This window comes from Ralstonia chuxiongensis, assembly GCF_024158925.1.
Taxonomy (GTDB): Bacteria; Pseudomonadota; Gammaproteobacteria; order Burkholderiales; family Burkholderiaceae; genus Ralstonia; species Ralstonia chuxiongensis.
This window is the reverse complement of sequence record NZ_JAMYWC010000010.1, coordinates 55017-72715: the sequence shown is the minus strand read 5'-3', so window position 1 is coordinate 72715 and position 17699 is coordinate 55017. Positions and strand designations below refer to the sequence as shown.

The following is a 17699-nucleotide window of genomic DNA, read 5'->3' as shown; positions in this document are numbered from 1 at the left end:
CAGCTTCGCCTCGACGGCCAGTTTTTGATTTTTATGCATTGTAGAAACAATGCTTCTAATCATAATTCACGTATACCCTAGGCGCATCCCCAGACCCTGCGGTCTATGATTGCCAGCATTCGGTATGGCTTGGTATTAGCACGCCCCAACCCAGGTTTTCCGGACCCTGCACGTTGAAAAACAATTCCCCCAACCGTAATCAACTACACCAGGAGTGACAGAATGGCCAAAGCCTTCGCCTCGCAAGCCGACCTCGAGGCCAAACAAGTCACCTTCACCCAGCTCTCCCCCAACGCTTACGCCTATACCGCCGAGGGCGACCCGAACTCGGGCGTCATCATCGGCGACGACTCGGTGCTGATCGTCGACACCACCGCCACGCCAGCGATGGCGCAAGACCTGATCGCACGCATCCGCGCCATCACCGACAAGCCGATCAAGCACGTGGTGCTGTCGCACTATCACGCCGTGCGCGTGCTCGGCGCATCAGCCTACTTTGCAGAAGGCGCGCAGAACATCATTGCCAGCCGCGGCACGTACGAGATGATTGTCGAGCGCGGTGAAGCCGATATGAAGTCGGAAATCGAACGCTTCCCGCGCCTGTTTGCCGGGGTGGAAACCGTGCCGGGCCTGACGTGGCCGACGCTGGTGTTCGAGCGCGAGCTGACACTGTTCCTGGGCAAGTTGGAAGTGAAGATCCTGCACCTCGGCCCCGGCCACACGAAGGGCGACACGGTGGTGTGGATTCCCTCACAGAAAGTGCTCTTCTCCGGCGATCTCGTCGAATACGACGCCGCTTGCTACTGCGGTGACGCCCAACTCGAAGAATGGCCCGCCACGCTGGATGCACTGCGCGCGCTCGGCGCCGACAAGCTCGTGCCCGGTCGCGGCCCGGCGCTGCTCAATCCAGCCGAAGTCAACAAGGGACTCGCCTATACGCGCGATTTCGTGTCTACCCTGCTCCAGCGCGGCAAGGAAGCCGTCGCGCACAAGATGGACCTGAAAGCCGCCATGGCGCACACCCGCGCAGCCATGGATCCGAAGTTCGGCAGCGTCTTCATCTACGAGCACTGCCTGCCGTTTGACGTGACGCGCGCCTTTGATGAGGCCAGCGGCATCAAGCACCCGCGCATCTGGACCGCCGAGCGCGACAAGGAAATGTGGGCCGCCCTGCAAGGCTGAACATGAACCCCGACTTCCAGAACCGCGCCTTCGCGTATAGGCCGTGCGCCGAACAACAACCCGGCGCGGCAACTGAGGCTCGCCCCGTCGTTATCGTCGGCGCAGGGCCGGTGGGTTTGGCCACGGCCATCGATCTGGCGCAGCAGGGCGTGGCCGTGGTCGTTGTCGACGACGATTGCACGCTGTCCAACGGCTCGCGCGCGATCTGCTTCTCCAAGCGTTCATTGGAAATTTTCGATCGTCTCGGCTGCGGCGACTGCATGGTCGACAAAGGCGTGAGCTGGAACGTCGGCAAGGTCTACCTGAAGAACGAACTGCTCTACAGCTTTGACTTGCTGCCCGAAACTGGACATCGGCGGCCGGCCTTCATCAACCTGCAGCAGTACTACGTGGAAGGCTTTCTTGTTCAACGCGCGCAAGCCTTGCCGAACATCGAGTTGCGCTGGAAGAACAAGGTGACGGGCCTCTCACAGGATGCGGATGGTGTAACGCTCACCATCGAGACGCCCGACGGCACTTACGAGCAGCGCGCGCAATACGTGGTCGCCGCCGATGGCTCGCGCAGCCCGGTACGCCACATGATGGGACTCGAAGCCCGGGGCCAGACATTCAGAGACCGCTTCCTGATCGCCGACGTGCGCATGGATGCGCCCTTCCCCAGCGAACGCTGGTTCTGGTTTGATCCACCGTTCCACCCGAATCAATCGGTACTGCTGCACCATCAGCCCGACAACGTCTGGCGCATCGACTTCCAGCTCGGCTGGGACGCCGACCCCGTAGCCGAGAAGCAACCTGAGCGCGTCATCCCGCGCGTACGCGCGCTGCTGGGGGAAGGCGTCGACTTCGAGCTGGAATGGGTCAGCGTCTATACGTTCTCGTGCGAACGCATGGACCGCTTCCGCCACGGCCGCGTGCTCTTCGTCGGCGATGCGGCGCATCGTGTGTCGCCGTTCGGCGCGCGCGGTGCCAACAGCGGCTTGCAGGATGCCGAGAACCTCGCGTGGAAGTTGCGCATGGTGCTTGCCGGCGATGCGCCCGACGCGCTGCTCGACACCTACGCGAGCGAGCGCGAGTTCGCCGCCGACGACAACATCCGTCACTCCACCCGCTCGACCGACTTCATCACGCCCAAGAGCGCAGTCAGCCGGCTTTTTCGCGATGCCACGCTGCGCTTGGCCAAGCACTATCCGTTTGCGCGAACGCTGGTCAACAGCGGGCGGCTGTCGGTGCCGACGGTGCTGGAAGGCTCTGCATTGCAGACAGAAGATGAAGCGCCCTTCGCCTGCGCGCTCGTACCCGGCGCTGTCGCACTCGACGCACCGGTGCGCAATGCCGATGGCCGCGCCGATTGGCTGCTCAGTCATCTGCACGGCGGCTTCATGGCGCTGCGTTTCTGCGGTGCCGGAGAACACGTCGATGCGCTGCCGCTGCCTACGCTGGCAATCTTCCCAGTTGGTGGCATGGGCACGGTCTCTGCCAACGTGACCGCGCTGGAAGACATCGACGGCCTGGTCGCGCAACGCTATGACGCACGCCCCGGCACGACTTACCTGATCCGCCCCGATCAGCACGTCTGTGCACGCTGGCGGGCGCTTGAGCCTGCCAAGCTGGCCGCTGCGTTGCTTCGTGCCACCGGGCAAACTGCGCCTGCGGCAACGCCGCACGCCACTGTCTCCGCCTGAGCTGAATACCGACCGCCATGCCGCTGAACACGCAACCCAATCTGCCGCGCCCCGATGATTTTTACGAAGCGCTGATCGACGCGCATCGCAACCTGGACGACGAGCACAGCGCGATGCTCAATGCACAGCTCATCCTGCTGCTCGCAAACCATATCGGCGACATGGCGGTATTGCGTGAAGCGCTGGCGGCGGCGCGACTTGCATTGCCGGCGGCAACAGCAACCTGAGCGCCATCGCGTTTCAACAATCCAACACTTACGCTTGATCGTACTTGCGACTGCGCAAAGTGCGGTGCTAGTATCCGCCCCGCTTACCGATCAACCATTTTGCATAGGAGGAAAAAACATCATGCGTCACCTTGCTTTCCCCTTTGCAGGCCCTTGCCTGGGTTGATCGAACCTCTCGCGCTGTAGTTCACAGCGTCTTCGCATTGCCCCGGCCTTCGGCCTGCCACATCAGATTTTTTTTCAGACCTGATATGGATATTTCATGGGCAATTGCATCTTGCATTTGTTCGACGGCGTCTCCCTGATCGCCTCGGACGACACCTGGATCGAAGGCGACGCGATCCGACAACTTCAAACCACCAAAGCACTCGACGGCATGCGCCATGTGGCCGGCATGCCTGATCTGCATCCCGGTCGCGGTTACCCCGTTGGCGCAGCGTTTTTCTCAGTCGGCCGGTTGTATCCGGCATTGATCGGCAACGACATCGGCTGCGGCATGACGCTGTGGGCCACCGATCTCGATGCCAACAAGACCAGCCTGGACAAGCTGGAAAAGCGTCTTGGCAACATCGATGCGCCACTCGACGAAAGCTGGAGCGAGCGTGTCGCCGCATTGGCACCGGCTGGCACCGACTTCGATGCAGCGCTTGGCACCATCGGCGGCGGCAACCACTTTGCTGAGCTACAGCGCGTCGACGAGATTTACGACGCAGAGGAACTGCCGCTGGACCCACGCCAGCTTCTGCTGCTGGTGCACAGCGGCTCGCGAGGGCTCGGCCAGGCCATCCTCGAGGAGCAGGTGCGCACGTATGGCCACGCCGGGCTCGCACAGGACGATGCGGTGTGCGCCGCCTATCTGGCGCGCCACGACACGGCGCTGTACTTTGCCAAGGCCAACCGCGAACTCATCGCGCGCCGCATGCTCGACCGCCTGCACGCGCAGGGCAAAGCGCTGCTCGACGTGCACCACAACTTTGTCGCGCCGGCCACGATATTCGGTGAGCGCGGCTGGTTGCACCGCAAGGGCGCAACGCCATCGGATGCCGGCGTGGTCGTCATCCCAGGCTCGCGTGGGGACTACAGCTACCTCGTCGCGCCACGCCCGAGCGAGCACGGCTTGTTCTCACTCGCCCACGGCGCGGGCCGCAAGTGGATGCGCAGCGAGTGCAAGGATCGCCTCATCCGCCGCTTCACGCCAGCGCAGCTCAATCGCACCAAGCTTGGCGGCCATGTCATCTGCGAAGACAAACGGTTGATCTACGAAGAAGCGCCCGAGGCCTACAAGCCGATCGAGAGCGTCATCGCGCCGCTGGTGGACGCCGGCCTGGTCAAGGTGCTCGCGCGCCTGCGCCCGGTGTTGACGTACAAGACGCGTGGGGAGTGCTGCTGATGGTGTTACTGCAACTCTCTTCCGCCCAAGGCCCGGCCGAATGCGAGCTGGCTGTGGTGAAAGCGCTCGCGCGGCTGCAACGCGAAGCTGCAGCCGCCGGCGTCCAACTCGAACTGCTGGAACAGGAGGATGGGGAGCGCGCCGGCACGCTGCGCTCCGCCTTGATCAGCCTGGAAGGCGACTCCGAGAACGCCGTGGCTCGAGCATGGGAAGGCACGATCCAGTGGACATGCCCGAGCCCGTATCGGCCACGGCACGCGCGCAAGAACTGGTTCTTGGGAGTGGCGCGCTGTGCCGCGCCGTCAGAAACGCTACCCAGCGAGATCCGCTTCGAGACCACGCGTTCGTCAGGACCCGGCGGGCAGCATGTCAACAAGACGGAATCGGCCGTGCGGGCCACGCATATCGCCACGGGCATCAGCGTGAAGGTGCAGACCGAGCGCAGCCAGCACGCCAACAAGCGGCTGGCCGTGCTGCTACTCGCACACAAGCTGGCGGACGATGACGCGGCAGCCGATGCAACACGGCGTGCGCAACGGCGCGCGCTCCATCATCATGTGGAGCGCGGCAACCCGCACCGCGTGTTCAAAGGCGAACGATTTGAGCCGACAGACTAGCGTCCGGCCTGCCGCGCTCCGGCAAGCTGGCCACGCCGGTACTCACCTTGCCGCTCCAGCATCCAGCCTGGGTATTCGGCTGGGAGTTTGCTCAGTTCATCGAGCTGCGCCAGCTCTTCCGCCGTCAGTTCAACCTTGGTGGCCGCGATGTTGTCGTCGAGCTGCTCAATCTTCTTGGCACCGACGATCACGGTGGTCACTGCGCGCTGATGCAGCAGCCACGCAAGCGCAATCTGCGCAACCGACACGCTGCGCGCATTGGCCATGACGCGCATGGCATCCACGCACGTGTAGGCACGTGCACGGTCCACTGGCGGAAAGTCGAACTTGTTGCGGCGGCTGTCGTGTTCGCCGTGCTGCTCGCGCGTGTATTTGCCGCTGAGCAGGCCGCCGGCCAGCGGGCTCCAGACCATCAGGCCCAGGCCTTCGCTTTTGAGCATCGGCACCAGTTCGCGCTCAAGATCACGTCCGGCGATGGTGTAGTACGCCTGCAAGCTTTCGAAGCGTGCGCAGCCGAGCCGCTCGGCAATCCCCAACGCCTTGACGATCTGCCACGCTGCCCAATTCGACACGCCCACATAGCGCACATGGCCATGCTGGACGAGCGTGTCGAGCGCACGCACGGTTTCTTCAATGGGCGTGGCGGGGTCGAAACCATGGATCTGATAAAGATCGATATGGTCGAGCTGCATGCGTTTCAGGCTCGCCTTGATGCCGTCCATGATGTGCAAGCGTGAGGCGCCGCGTGCGTTCATGCTTTCGCCGGTCTGGCCGAACACCTTGGTGGCGACGACCACGCTGTCGCGCGACACCTTCAGGTTCTTGAGCGCCTGCCCTGTCATCTGTTCAGCGACACCGTTGGCGTACACATCAGCCGTATCGATGAAATTGATGCCGGCGTCGAGCGCGCGCCCGATCAGGCGCTCGGCATCGGCTTGCTGCAAATCGCCGATGTGCTGCCAGATGCCGTCGTTGCCGCCGAAGGTCATCGTGCCGAGGCACAACTCAGAAACGAACAGGCCGGTCCGGCCCAGTTGGTTGTAACGCATGTGATCGACTCCAATACGGTGGAAATGGAATGCTGAGCGCACAGGCTCAGATGCGGGAAACAACGCAGAGGATAGGACGGACCGGCTGATCCTGCAGAGCGCTCAGTCGGATGCAGGGTGATGGCCCAGGCGCGAAGAGATGGCCGCGCCAGCCTGCTGCAGCAGCGCGACGTAGTGCGCTTTCGTATCGGCGCCGCAACGCATGGTCGGGAACGAGATCGACAGCCCCGCAATCACGCGGTCAAAACGATCGAACACCGGCACGGCAATACACAGCAGCCCGTCTTCCTGCTCTTCGTTGTCTTCGCCAAAACCTTGCTGGCGTACGCGCGGCAGGATGCTCAGCACGGCCTCGGCAGAGGCAAGCGTCTTCTGCGTGGATTTCTTGAACTCCACCTTCGACAGCACCTCGCGTGCCTCTTCCGGCGGCATGTACGCCAGCAGCACCTTACCGATGGCCGTGCTGTGCAGCGGATTGCGGCGGCCGATGCGCGACTGCATGCGCAAGCCGTAATCGGCGTCGATCTTGTGGATGTAGATAATGGCGTCTTCGTCAAAGGCGCCCAGGTGGACAGCCTCGCGCGTGAGCTGACCGATGCGCCGCATCTCGGTGTCGGCCTCGCGGACGAGGTCGACATTCTCCAGCGCCTTGGCGCCAAGCTCGAACAGGCGGATGGTCAGCCGATATCGATCGGTGTCGCCTTCCTGCGCCACATAACCGAGGCTTTTGAGCGACTGCAGGAAACGGTGCACGGTCGTCTTTGACATGCCCAGCCGCTGCGACAGTTCACTGGGGCCGACGGCGCCAAGCTCGCCCATCGCGGCCAGGATGGTGAACACCTTGTCGACCGCCGAGACCGATTCGGCCTTATCGGCACCGGTATCAACGGGTTCGTTGGCGGACAGGGCTTCCGGCTTGCGTTGCCGGGGCGTGGCTTTCATCTCTCGTGGTTCCGTGATTTCAAAATCTGGAGAGAGCATAACCGGTCTCATACTGCGTTCCATCAATCCACCTGCCGACTTTGCCTATCGCGCCAGCCACCCGCCATCGACCGCGAGCGTGTGGCCGTGCACGTAATCCGATGCCGCCGAAGCGAGAAACACCACCGCGCCTGCAAGGTCGTCCGGCACGCCCCAGCGCCCGGCCGGAATACGCGCGAGAATCTCTTCGCTGCGTTGCCGGTCTTCGCGCAGCTGCGCTGTGTTGTCGGTTTCCATGTAACCGGGCGCGATGGCGTTGACGTTGATGCCGCGGCCAGCCCATTCATTGGCCAGCAGCCGGGTGAGCCCGAGCACACCGCTCTTCGATGCCGTATACGACGGCACGCGAATGCCGCCCTGAAACGACAGCATCGACGCCACGTTGATGATCTTTCCGCGGCCACCTTGCCCCACGAACTGCCGTGCCACCGCCTGCGAGAGAAAGAACACGCCCTTGAGGTTGACGTCGATTACCGCATCCCAATCGGCTTCGGAAAATTCCAGCGCGTCGCAGCGGCGGATGATGCCCGCGTTGTTGACCAGGATGTCGACACGGCCGAAGGTGTCCATCGCGGCATCGACGATGCTGTCGATCGGCCCCAGCGAAGACAGATCGGCTCGCACGTCAACAAACCGACGGCCGACCGCTTCCACGCGTGCGGCGGTCCCTGCCGGGTCCGAACGGTTGGCGCCCACGATGTCGCAACCCGCCGCGGCTAGCGCCATCGCCATGCCCGCGCCCAACCCAGCGTTGCTGCCGGTGACGATGGCCACCTTGCCGGTCAGGTCGAACAGGCTTGCGCTCTGGAGATAGGGATTCTCGAGCCGCATGGTGTCAGCGCAGGTCGGCAATGGCGATGTGGTCCATGTCGTGGAACACCTGGTTCTCGCCGACCATGCCCCAGATGAAGGTGTACGCCTGCGTGCCCACGCCCGAGTGGATCGACCAGCTTGGCGAGATCACGGCCTGCTCGTTGTGGACGAGGATGTGGCGGGTCTCCTGCGGCTCGCCGAGCATGTGGAACACGGCGGCGTTGTCCGGCAGGTTGAAATAGAAATAGACCTCCATGCGGCGCTCGTGCGTGTGGCACGGCATGGTGTTCCACAGGCTGCCGGGCTCGAGCTTGGTCATGCCCATCGAGAGCTGGCAGGTGGGCAGCACGTCCGGCACGATGAACTTGTAGATCGTTCGCCGGTTGCTGGTGGCCGGATCGCCGAGCGTTTCGGGCGACGCCTGCGCCAGTGTGATCGTGCGCGTCGGATAGGCCGTATGGGCCGGCGCGCAGTTGATGTAGAACTTGGCGGGCCTGGCAGCATCGTCGCTGCCGAAGACGACGTTCTGGCCGCCCTGGCCGATGTAGATCGCCTCTTCATTGCCGACGGCGTGACGTGTGCCATCCACCTCCACCCAGCCCGGACCGCCAATGTTGATCGCGCCCAGCTCGCGGCGCTCCAGCAGATGGCTCACGCCCATCGACTTGGCGAGCGATGCCGGCACCTCCACCGGCCGCGTTGCCGGCCACGCTCCGCCCACGATGATCCGGTCGATATGGCTGTACGTGAGCTTGAGCGCATCGCGCTCGAACACCTGTTCAACCAGGAACTGGCGGCGCAGCCCAGCCGTGTCGAGGGTTTTTGCGTGTTCGCTGTGGATTCCTTGCCGCACTTCCATGCCATTTCTCCGTGGGATACACCGGCATCCGCATGCGCTGCCGGCTATTCTGGGTTGGATTGAAGCACAAAAAACAAAAATACGGAACGTCGATCCATATTTTTGATGCCGGGCCAATATCGAGTGGAATAGCGCCGCACCGCACACATTTGCGCCTTCGGGTAAACGATAAATCAGCCATAGCTAAAAACATGGAACATCGTTCCATATCATCCGCTATAGTCACCCCCATGATGTTGGACCCCAACCAACCGAGCCCACAGAGGCTCACGGAGGAGACGTGAAGATCAAGAAGGCGATTGACCGCATTCCGGGCGGGCTGATGCTCGTGCCGCTGCTGCTGGGCGCATGCGCGCATACGTTCGCACCCGATGCCGGGAAGTACTTCGGCTCGTTCACCAATGGCCTGATCACCGGCACGGTGCCGATCCTCGCGGTGTGGTTTTTCTGCATGGGCGCGACCATCGACTTACATGCCACCGGCGTGGTGCTGCGCAAGTCGGGCACCCTGCTCGTCACGAAGATTGCCGTGGCGTGGCTGGCAACGCTGGTGGCTGCACAGTTCATTCCGGACGAGGGCATCAAGACCGGCATCCTTGCCGGACTGTCGGTACTGGCGATCACCACGTCGATGGACATGACCAACGGCGGGCTCTACGCCGCCGTCATGCAGCAGTACGGCACCAAGGAAGAAGCGGGTGCGTTCGTGCTGATGTCGATCGAATCCGGACCGCTGGTCAGCATGTTCATTTTGGGTGCAACGGGCATTGCCGTGTTTGAGCCACGGCTGTTCGTGGGCGCGGTGCTGCCCTTCCTGATCGGCTTTACGCTGGGCAATCTCGACAGCGAACTGCGCGAGCTGTTCGGCCGCTGCGTGCATCCGCTCATTCCGTTCTTCGGCTTTGCGCTGGGCAACGGCATCGACCTGCACGTGATTGCCAAGAGCGGCCTCCCGGGCCTGCTACTCGGCCTCACGGTGATCATCATCACCGGCGTGCCGCTCATCCTCTCCGACAAATTCATCGCGGGCGGCAATGGCGCCGCTGGGCTGGCGGCATCGTCCACGGCCGGCGCGGCGGTCGCAAACCCGGCCATCATCGGCGAGATGATTCCCAGGTTCAAACCCATGGTGCCGGCCGCAACCGCGCTGGTGGCCACGGCCTGCCTGGTCACGGCGATTCTCGTGCCGATCCTGACCGCCATGTGGGTGCGGCGCGTGGGCCGTGCGGCGCCATTACCCGAGCCGGAAACCCCGAGCCTGCCGCCGCAGGCTGCGCACCGCGAAGCCCATTTCTGACCGCGCCCGCGATGCACCGCACACCAGACCAGAGAGAAGATTGCCCATGCCGTTGCACACGTTTGTCCGCCGCATTGCGAGCGTTGCCATGACCGCCGCACTCGCGGCCGGCAGCGCCCTCGCCCATGCCACCACCGATGCCGATACGGTTGCGCAGGCCGTGGAGCACATGCGCGTCGCCATGGTTGCCAGCGACGGCGCCACGCTCACCAAGCTGATCGAAAACGATCTGACCTACGGCCACTCGTCGGGCAAGCTGGAAGACCACGCAGCCTTTCTCAAGGCGCTGGACGGCACAAATTCATTCAAGTCGATTGCGCTGACCAACCAGACCGTGCAGGTCAACGGCGACAACGCGTGGGTGCGCCACGTGTTCGACTCCGTCAACAACCTGCCCGACGGCAAGACCAGCACCGCGCATATCGGCGTGCTGCAGGTGTGGAAGAAGCATCCGGACGGCTGGCGCCTGTTTGCGCGCCAGGCTTATCTGCTTCCGAAGCAATGAGCGGCGCTGCTTTTCCCGGGCGCCTGGCGGGCAAGACCGCGCTCGTGACGGCCGCTGCGCAAGGCATCGGCCGCGCCTGCGCCGAGCGCTTCGCCCGCGAGGGTGCCCGCGTGATCGCTACCGATCTGCGCATCGACGCGTTGAACGATATGCCGTTCGACGTCCGCCGCCTCGACGTGCGCGACACCCAGCAGGTGAATGCCCTTGCCGCCGAGCTTGGCGGCATCGACATCCTCTTCAACTGCGCAGGCTTCGTACACGCCGGCTCGGTGCTGGAGTGCGATGAGGATGCGTGGGATTTCTCGTTCGACCTCAACGTCAAGTCGATGTACCGGACCATCCGCGCGTTTCTGCCGGCCATGCTGGAACGCGGTGGCGGCAGTGTCATCAACATGTCGTCCGCCGCGTCGAGCATCAAGGGCGTGCCGAACCGCTTTGTGTATGGCGCATCAAAGGCCGCGGTGATCGGACTGACCAAGGCCGTGGCAGCAGACTTTGTGGCGCGTGGCGTCCGCTGCAACGCCATCTGCCCGGGCACGGTGGTGTCGCCTTCGCTCTCGCAGCGCATCGACGAACAAGCCCGCGTGCAGGGCAAACCACGCGCGGAAGTCGAAGCTGCGTTTGTCGCACGCCAGCCGATGGGGCGCCTCGGGCAGCCGGAAGAAATTGCCGCGCTGGCCGCCTATCTGGCTTCCGACGAAGCCGCCTTTACGACAGGCCAGGCCCACCTCATCGACGGCGGCTGGTCAAATTGATACCTTGATGCCTTTCCCCCAACCGATTTGAGCTTTTCATGAAACTGCTGCGCTTCGGCCCCCACGGCCAAGAGAAACCAGGCCTGCTCGATGCCACCGGCACCCTCCGCGATCTGTCGGGCATCGTCGACGACATTGCCGGTAACGTGCTGTCGGACACATTCCTCGCCAAGCTGCGCGACGTGGACGCCACCACGCTGCCGGCAGTCAGCGGGCAACCCCGCATTGGCCCGTGCGTCGGGCGCGTCGGCAAGTTTGTCTGCATCGGGCTGAACTACGCCGACCATGCCGCGGAATCCGGCCTGCCGGTTCCGGCCGAGCCGGTCGTCTTCAACAAGTGGACCAGCGCCATCTGCGGCCCGAACGACGACATCGAGATCCCGCGCGGCTCCGTCAAGACCGACTGGGAGGTTGAACTGGGCGTGGTGATCGGCAAAGCCGCCAAGTACGTCGACGAAGCCAACGCGCTCGACTACGTGGCGGGCTACTGCATCGTCAACGACGTTTCCGAGCGCGAATGGCAGATCGAGCGCGGCGGCCAGTGGGACAAGGGCAAGGGCTTCGACACGTTCGGCCCGCTTGGCCCGTGGCTGGTCACGCGTGACGAGGTGCCCGACCCCCAGGCGCTGGACCTCTGGCTGGAAGTGGACGGCCATCGCTATCAGAACGGCAATACGCGCACGATGGTGTTTGGCGTCGCGCAACTGGTGGCGTATCTGAGCCGCTGCATGAGCCTGCAGCCGGGCGATGTCATCTCGACGGGCACGCCGCCGGGCGTGGGGCTGGGCATCAAACCCAACCCGGTCTATCTCAAGCCGGGGCAGACCATGCGATTGGGCATTGCCGGCCTGGGCGAACAATTGCAGCGCACGGTCTCGGCAGACTGAGGCCTAGCCTTCCAACTCTGCAAAGCGCTGCGCGACCACGTTGCGCAGCCACTGGTTGCCGGCGTCCTGATGAAAGCGCCGGTGCCAGAACACATTGGTCTGCAGTGCCGGTAGCTTAAGCGGCGGCGCCGCGAACTCCAGCCCGAATGGCGGCGCCGCGCGTTCGGCCAGCTTGCGCGGCACCGTCACCACCAGGTCGGTCGTGCTGACGATGTACGGCACCGCCACGAAGTGCGGCACGGAAAAACGCGCCGATTGCGTGATCCCCGCCTTGTCCAGTAACGGCCCGATGGCGTTGTAGGGGCTGGCCGAACTCGCCACCACCAGATGCGACGCGGCGCGAAAGCGCTCCAGCGTGAGCTTGCCCTCCGACAGCGCATGGCCGCGCCGGAACATCGTCACGTAATCCTGCTGAAACAGGCGGCGCTGAAAGATGCTATCGCCGGAAAGATCATCGAACGCGCCGATGGCGAGGTCGACGACGCCTGCCTCCATCTCCGCCTTCATGTCGAAGCCGCCGGCCCGCTTGGTGTCGATGCGCACGCCGGGCGCCTGCTCGGCACACAGCTGCGCCAGCACCGGCATGAAATACACCTCGCCGACGTCGCTCATGGCAATGGTGAAGGTGCGCGTGGAGGTGGCCGCTTCAAAGTGCGTGCGCTGGCCGAAGGCGCGTTGCAGCGTGTCGAGCGCCGTGGCAACCGGTTCGGCCAGTTGCTCGGCAAGTGCGGTCGGCATCATGCCGCGCGGCGTGCGCACGAAGAGCTCGTCGTCAAAGGTCTGACGCAGGCGCGACAGCGCGTTGCTCACCGCCGGCTGCGACAAGCCAAGCCGCTCGGCCACGATGGAAATGCGCTTTTCGCGCAGGATTTCCTGAAACAGCACCAGCAGGTTCAGGTCGACATCCCGCAGATTCAGCATGGCGGCGCCTCGACATTCACAAAATCAATAGCACGCATTCTCGCATTGATATTACAAATTTTCATCCAATCCGGACAATACGCGCATACCAAAAATCCAGAACAGAGCGGCAACGCCGCCACCGGAGACCACCATGCGCCCTGCCCCCGCCGCTCATGAAACGCCATCCACGCCCATCGACCTCGCCCGCCTGATCGACCAGGGCAAGGTTGGCGGCTTCCAGATCCTGTTGCTCGCCATCTGCGGGCTGTGCCTGATCATCGACGGCTTTGACGTGCAGGCCATGGGTTATGTGGCACCGGCCATCATCAAGGATTGGGGGATCACCAAGGCAAGCCTCGGGCCGGTATTTGGCGCGGGGCTGTTCGGCATGCTGGTCGGCTCGCTGGTGTTTGGCGTGCTGGGCGACCGCTTCGGGCGGCGGCCGGTGCTGATCGTCGCCACGTTCTTCTTTGCGGCCTGCATGCTGGCCACCACGCAGGTGGCAACGGTGGAGGCGCTACTCGTCTTGCGCTTCATCACAGGCCTGGGCCTGGGTTGCATCATGCCCAACGCGATGGCGCTGGCCGGTGAGTTCAGCCCCGCGCGCTCTCGCGTGACGTGGATGATGCTGGTGTCATGCGGCTTCACCGTAGGTGCCGCACTTGGCGGCTTTGTGAGCGCGGCGCTGCTCTCACGCTTTGGGTGGCATGCGGTGTTCCTGGTGGGCGGTCTGGTGCCGCTCGCCATTGGCGTGATGATGGTGCTGTGGCTGCCTGAATCCTTGCAATACCTCGTGCTCAAGGGCGATCCGCAGACGCGCCATCAACGTCTGGCTCGCTGGTTGAGCAAGCTTGATCCGCAACTGCAGGTGAACGCGCAGACGCAATTCGCGGTGCCCGAAGCGCCCGCACGCGGCAGGCCGGTCTCGGCGCTGTTCACCGAAGGCCGCGCCAAAGTCACGCTCGTGCTGTGGGTCATCAACTTCATGAACCTGATCGACCTGTATTTCCTGTCGAACTGGCTTCCGACGCTGATTCGCGATGCGGGATATCCGACGGATACCGCTGTGCTGGTAGCCACCGCGCTGCAGGTGGGCGGCGTGATCGGCACGCTCACGCTGGGCCGGCTGATCGATCGTCTGGGCTTTGTGCGCGTGCTGGCCGTGTGCTTCGTGATCGCCTGCGTCAACGTCGGGCTGATCGGCCATGTGGCGGCAGCGCTGCCCATGCTGGTGGCGGTGGTGTTCGTGGCCGGCTTCTGCATCGTCGGCGGGCAGCCTGCGGTCAATGCGCTGGCCGCCACGTATTACCCCACCACGCTGCGCGCGACCGGCATCGGCTGGAGCCTTGGCGTGGGCCGCATCGGCTCCGTCATCGGCCCGGTGATCGGCGGGCAGCTGATTGCCATGCAATGGAGCAGCCCGGCGTTGTTCTCGGCCGCGGCGGTGCCGGCGCTGGTGTCGTTCGGCATGGTGCTGGTGCTTACGCTGGCCGCCAGTGGCGCGGACGCCGCACGCTTTGCCTCAGGTCGCACAACCGGCAAGCCCGCCTGATGGCTCGGTAACGACTACGCTTTCCCTGAAGACGCTCCTGACTTTTTCTCCAAGGACTTCACCATGAACATGCTCGCCCCGACGGCCAAGAACGCATTCACCCCCGCGTCGCTGGACCGGCCCGCTTACCAAAGCGGCTTCGGCAACGAGTTCGCCACCGAAGCGCTGCCCGGCGCGCTGCCCCACGGCCAGAACTCGCCGCAGAAGGCGCCGTATGGCCTGTATGCGGAACAGATCTCCGGCACGGCATTCACCGCCCCGCGTGCGCACAACCGCCGCTCGTGGCTGTATCGCATTCGCCCGGGTGCCGTGCACCTGCCGTTCGAAGCCATGGCGCAAGGCCGCTTCCACAGCAACTTCAACGAGGTACCGCCCTCGCCCAACCAGTTGCGCTGGGATCCGCTGCCCGCACCAGCGGCCAGCACCGATTTCATCGACGGCATCGTCACCTTCGCCGGCAACGGCGGGCCGGACGCGCAAACCGGCTGCGGCATCCACCTGTACGCCGCCAACGCGTCGATGACCGACCGCTTCTTCTACAACGCCGACGGCGAACTGCTGATCGTCCCGCAGCAAGGCCGCCTGCGCCTGCTGACGGAGATGGGCGTGGTCGACGTGGAGCCGCTGGAGATTGCCGTCATCCCGCGCGGCGTGCGCTTCCGCGTCGAGTTGCCCGAAGGTGACGCGCGCGGCTACATCTGCGAGAACTTCGGCGCGATGTTCCGCCTGCCGGACCTCGGCGTAATCGGCTCGAACGGCCTGGCCAACCCGCGCGACTTCCTCACGCCGCACGCCTGGTACGAAGACCGCGAGGGCAGCTTTGAACTCGTCGCAAAATTCCAGGGCAGCCTGTGGACCGCGAAGATCGGCCACTCGCCGCTAGACGTCGTAGCCTGGCACGGCAATCTCGCGCCGTACAAGTACGACCTGCGCCTGTTCAACACCATTGGCTCGATCAGCTACGACCATCCGGACCCGTCGATCTTCCTGGTGCTGCAAAGCCCCTCCGACACGCCGGGCGTAGACACGATCGATTTCGTGATCTTCCCGCCGCGCTGGCTGGCCGCCGAAAACACGTTCCGCCCACCCTGGTTCCACCGCAACGTCGCGAGCGAATTCATGGGCCTAATCCAAGGCGTGTACGACGCCAAGGCAGAGGGTTTCGTGCCGGGCGGCGCCAGCCTGCACAACTGCATGAGCGGCCACGGCCCCGACGCCGACACGTTCGAGAAAGCCAGCAACGGCGACACCACCAAGCCGCACAAGGTAGACGCAACGATGGCCTTCATGTTCGAGACGCCGGCGGTCATTCGCCCAACGCGCTTCGCGGCGGAATCGGCACAGTTGCAAGCCAAATACTTCGAATGCTGGCAGGGCCTGAAGAAGCATTTCGACCCGAGCAAGCGTTAACCAAATCAACCTGACGCCAAGGCAAGCGCCGCGAAGGTTTGGCTGTTGATGCCCTAGATGGCGCCTTGAATTTCTGTTGCGGGGAGGAAAAAGAAGGGAGGCCTGTCTGAGCGCAGCGAGTTTGCCTCCCTTCCCTCCCTGCGACATAAATTCAAGGGGAAGTCGCCATCTCGGGCGCGCCTTTCTTTGCTTACTTTCTTTGGCAAGACAAAGAAAGTGAGTCGACCCCGGCAGGGGACGAAACGCGGGATGCACCACCAACGTCAAGCAATAACCGACTCACCAAACAAACCATCGCCCCCACCATGACCACCCGACAACTAAGCTGGCTCGAATCCGCCAACACCCCCGACACCCACTTCCCGCTGGAAAACCTGCCCTTCGGCATCTTCTCCACGAAGGAAAACCCCTCGCCACGCGCGGGCGTTGCGCTGGGCGATCAAGTCATCGATCTTGGCGTGCTGGATGACGCCGGGCTGCTGCCCGCATCCACACGCGGCACGTTCCGCACCGGCAAGCTCAACAGTTTCATCGCGCTGGGCAAGCCCGTATGGGCGGAAACGCGCAAGAAGCTGCAAACGCTGTTCAGCGTGGCCGACACCCACGTGCGCGACAACGCCACCCTGCACGCCCGGGCGCTCGTGCCGCAAGCACATGCCGTGATGCACCTGCCCATCGACATCCCGGGCTATACCGATTTCTATTCGTCTCGCGAGCACGCCACCAACGTCGGCCGCATGTTCCGTGATCCCGAAAACGCGCTGCTGCCAAACTGGCTGGAAATCCCGATCGGCTACAACGGCCGCGCAAGCTCCGTGGTGGTGAGCGGCACACCGCTGCACCGCCCGATGGGCCAGATCAAGCTGCCCGATCAGCCGCGCCCGATCTTCTCGGCCTGCCGCAAACTGGACTACGAACTGGAGATGGCCTTTGTGGTCGGTAAGCCCAGCGCGCTCGGTGAGCCGGTTTCCGTCGACGCGGCACCGGACCACATGTTCGGCGTCGTCCTCCTCAACGACTGGAGCGCGCGCGACATTCAGCAATGGGAATACGTGCCGCTCGGCCCGTTCAACTCGAAGGGCTTCGGCACATCGATCTCGCCGTGGATCGTGACGATGGACGCGCTCGAGCCGTTCCGCGTGGCCAACCCGGCCCAATCGCCCGAGCCGCTGGAATACCTGCGCCAGAGCCATCCCAACGCTTACGACATCGCCCTCGAAACCGCACTGCGCCCCCACGGCGGCGAGCGCACCACCATCGCCCGCACAAACTTCCGCGCGATGTACTGGACGATGGCGCAACAGCTTGCACACCACACCGTATCCGGCTGCAACGTGCGCGTGGGGGATCTGATGGGCTCCGGCACCATCAGCGGCACGACACCGGATTCCTACGGCAGCCTGCTGGAGCTGACCGTCAACGGCAAGCAGCCGCTTGACCTCGGCAAGGGCACCACGCGTGCGTTCCTGGAAGACGGCGATGAAGTCATCATGACTGGCTGGTGCCAGGGCGATGGCTATCGCGTGGGCTTTGGGGAAGTACGCGGCGAGATCCTGCCGGCGCGCAGCGCGAAGTAACGCAGTGCGGAGC

General features: G+C 63.9%; 17 protein-coding genes. 12 read left to right on the top strand and 5 right to left on the bottom strand.

Annotated elements, in window-relative coordinates:
• The first annotated feature begins 222 nt into the window (after positions 1-222).
• The 5 genes from NKG59_RS24750 to prfH all read left to right on the top strand — a co-directional run bounded on the left by NKG59_RS24750 (position 223) and on the right by prfH (position 5098).
• Complete coding sequence (locus tag NKG59_RS24750; protein ID WP_253542580.1) at positions 223-1182, top strand: MBL fold metallo-hydrolase; 960 nt, start codon at positions 223-225, stop codon at positions 1180-1182.
• A gap of 2 nt (positions 1183-1184) precedes the next feature.
• On the top strand, positions 1185-2864 hold the full coding sequence (locus NKG59_RS24745) for an FAD-dependent oxidoreductase (RefSeq protein WP_253542577.1): 1680 nt from the start codon (positions 1185-1187) through the stop codon (positions 2862-2864).
• 17 nt (positions 2865-2881) lie between these two features.
• Positions 2882-3091 (top strand): DUF2783 domain-containing protein, encoded by a 210-nt coding sequence (locus NKG59_RS24740; RefSeq protein WP_045206515.1) that lies wholly within the window; start codon positions 2882-2884, stop codon positions 3089-3091.
• Positions 3092-3353: 262 nt separating this feature from the next.
• Positions 3354-4481 carry an RNA ligase RtcB family protein gene (locus NKG59_RS24735; RefSeq protein WP_253542574.1) on the top strand — a complete coding sequence of 376 codons (1128 nt, stop codon included), beginning with the start codon at positions 3354-3356 and terminating at the stop codon, positions 4479-4481.
• Positions 4481-5098, top strand: coding sequence for a peptide chain release factor H (gene prfH, locus NKG59_RS24730; RefSeq protein WP_253542571.1), 618 nt, complete (start codon positions 4481-4483; stop codon positions 5096-5098). The genes NKG59_RS24735 and prfH overlap by 1 nt, the downstream gene beginning before the upstream one ends.
• Here the strand turns inward: prfH and NKG59_RS24725 are convergent.
• From NKG59_RS24725 to kduI, 4 genes are all read right to left on the bottom strand, one after another.
• Positions 5095-6147: an aldo/keto reductase gene (locus NKG59_RS24725; protein WP_253542568.1), complete on the bottom strand. Its 1053-nt coding sequence runs from the start codon at positions 6145-6147 to the stop codon at positions 5095-5097. The two genes, prfH and NKG59_RS24725, sit on opposite strands and share 4 nt — an antisense overlap.
• 102 nt (positions 6148-6249) lie before the next feature.
• On the bottom strand, positions 6250-7089 hold the full coding sequence (kdgR, locus tag NKG59_RS24720) for a DNA-binding transcriptional regulator KdgR (RefSeq protein ID WP_253542565.1): 840 nt from the start codon (positions 7087-7089) through the stop codon (positions 6250-6252).
• A gap of 84 nt (positions 7090-7173) precedes the next feature.
• A complete protein-coding gene (gene kduD / locus NKG59_RS24715; protein WP_253542562.1) occupies positions 7174-7959 on the bottom strand; it encodes a 2-dehydro-3-deoxy-D-gluconate 5-dehydrogenase KduD in 786 nt (261 codons plus the stop codon).
• A gap of 4 nt (positions 7960-7963) precedes the next feature.
• Positions 7964-8800, bottom strand: a complete 837-nt coding sequence (kduI, locus tag NKG59_RS24710; RefSeq protein WP_045206509.1) for a 5-dehydro-4-deoxy-D-glucuronate isomerase — start codon at positions 8798-8800, stop codon at positions 7964-7966.
• A 280-nt stretch (positions 8801-9080) separates the two neighbouring features.
• Here kduI and kdgT point away from each other — a divergent pair, with 280 nt between their 5' ends.
• From kdgT to NKG59_RS24690, 4 genes are read left to right on the top strand one after another with little or no spacing between them, the layout of a single operon-like run.
• Complete coding sequence (gene kdgT / locus NKG59_RS24705) at positions 9081-10097, top strand: 2-keto-3-deoxygluconate transporter (protein WP_253542559.1); 1017 nt, start codon at positions 9081-9083, stop codon at positions 10095-10097.
• A gap of 46 nt (positions 10098-10143) precedes the next feature.
• Positions 10144-10602 carry a nuclear transport factor 2 family protein gene (locus tag NKG59_RS24700; protein WP_253542555.1) on the top strand — a complete coding sequence of 153 codons (459 nt, stop codon included), beginning with the start codon at positions 10144-10146 and terminating at the stop codon, positions 10600-10602.
• Positions 10599-11357 (top strand): SDR family oxidoreductase, encoded by a 759-nt coding sequence (locus NKG59_RS24695; RefSeq protein WP_253542552.1) that lies wholly within the window; start codon positions 10599-10601, stop codon positions 11355-11357. The genes NKG59_RS24700 and NKG59_RS24695 overlap by 4 nt, the downstream gene beginning before the upstream one ends.
• A 38-nt stretch (positions 11358-11395) precedes the next feature.
• A complete protein-coding gene (locus tag NKG59_RS24690; RefSeq protein ID WP_253542549.1) occupies positions 11396-12244 on the top strand; it encodes an ureidoglycolate lyase in 849 nt (282 codons plus the stop codon).
• A 3-nt stretch (positions 12245-12247) separates the two neighbouring features.
• Here the strand turns inward: NKG59_RS24690 and NKG59_RS24685 are convergent, their stop codons facing one another.
• A complete protein-coding gene (locus NKG59_RS24685) occupies positions 12248-13165 on the bottom strand; it encodes a LysR family transcriptional regulator (RefSeq protein WP_253542546.1) in 918 nt (305 codons plus the stop codon).
• 133 nt (positions 13166-13298) lie between these two features.
• Between NKG59_RS24685 and NKG59_RS24680 the strand changes: the two genes are divergently transcribed.
• The 3 genes from NKG59_RS24680 to fahA all read left to right on the top strand — a co-directional run bounded on the left by NKG59_RS24680 (position 13299) and on the right by fahA (position 17686).
• Positions 13299-14699 carry an MFS transporter gene (locus NKG59_RS24680; RefSeq protein ID WP_253542544.1) on the top strand — a complete coding sequence of 467 codons (1401 nt, stop codon included), beginning with the start codon at positions 13299-13301 and terminating at the stop codon, positions 14697-14699.
• A 63-nt stretch (positions 14700-14762) separates the two neighbouring features.
• Positions 14763-16109, top strand: a complete 1347-nt coding sequence (hmgA, locus tag NKG59_RS24675; RefSeq protein WP_253542542.1) for a homogentisate 1,2-dioxygenase — start codon at positions 14763-14765, stop codon at positions 16107-16109.
• Between the two features lie 305 nt (positions 16110-16414).
• The gene (gene fahA, locus NKG59_RS24670; protein WP_253542540.1) at positions 16415-17686 is read left to right on the top strand and encodes a fumarylacetoacetase; all 1272 of its coding nucleotides are present in this window, start codon (positions 16415-16417) and stop codon (positions 17684-17686) included.
• The last annotated feature ends 13 nt before the right edge of the window (positions 17687-17699 follow it).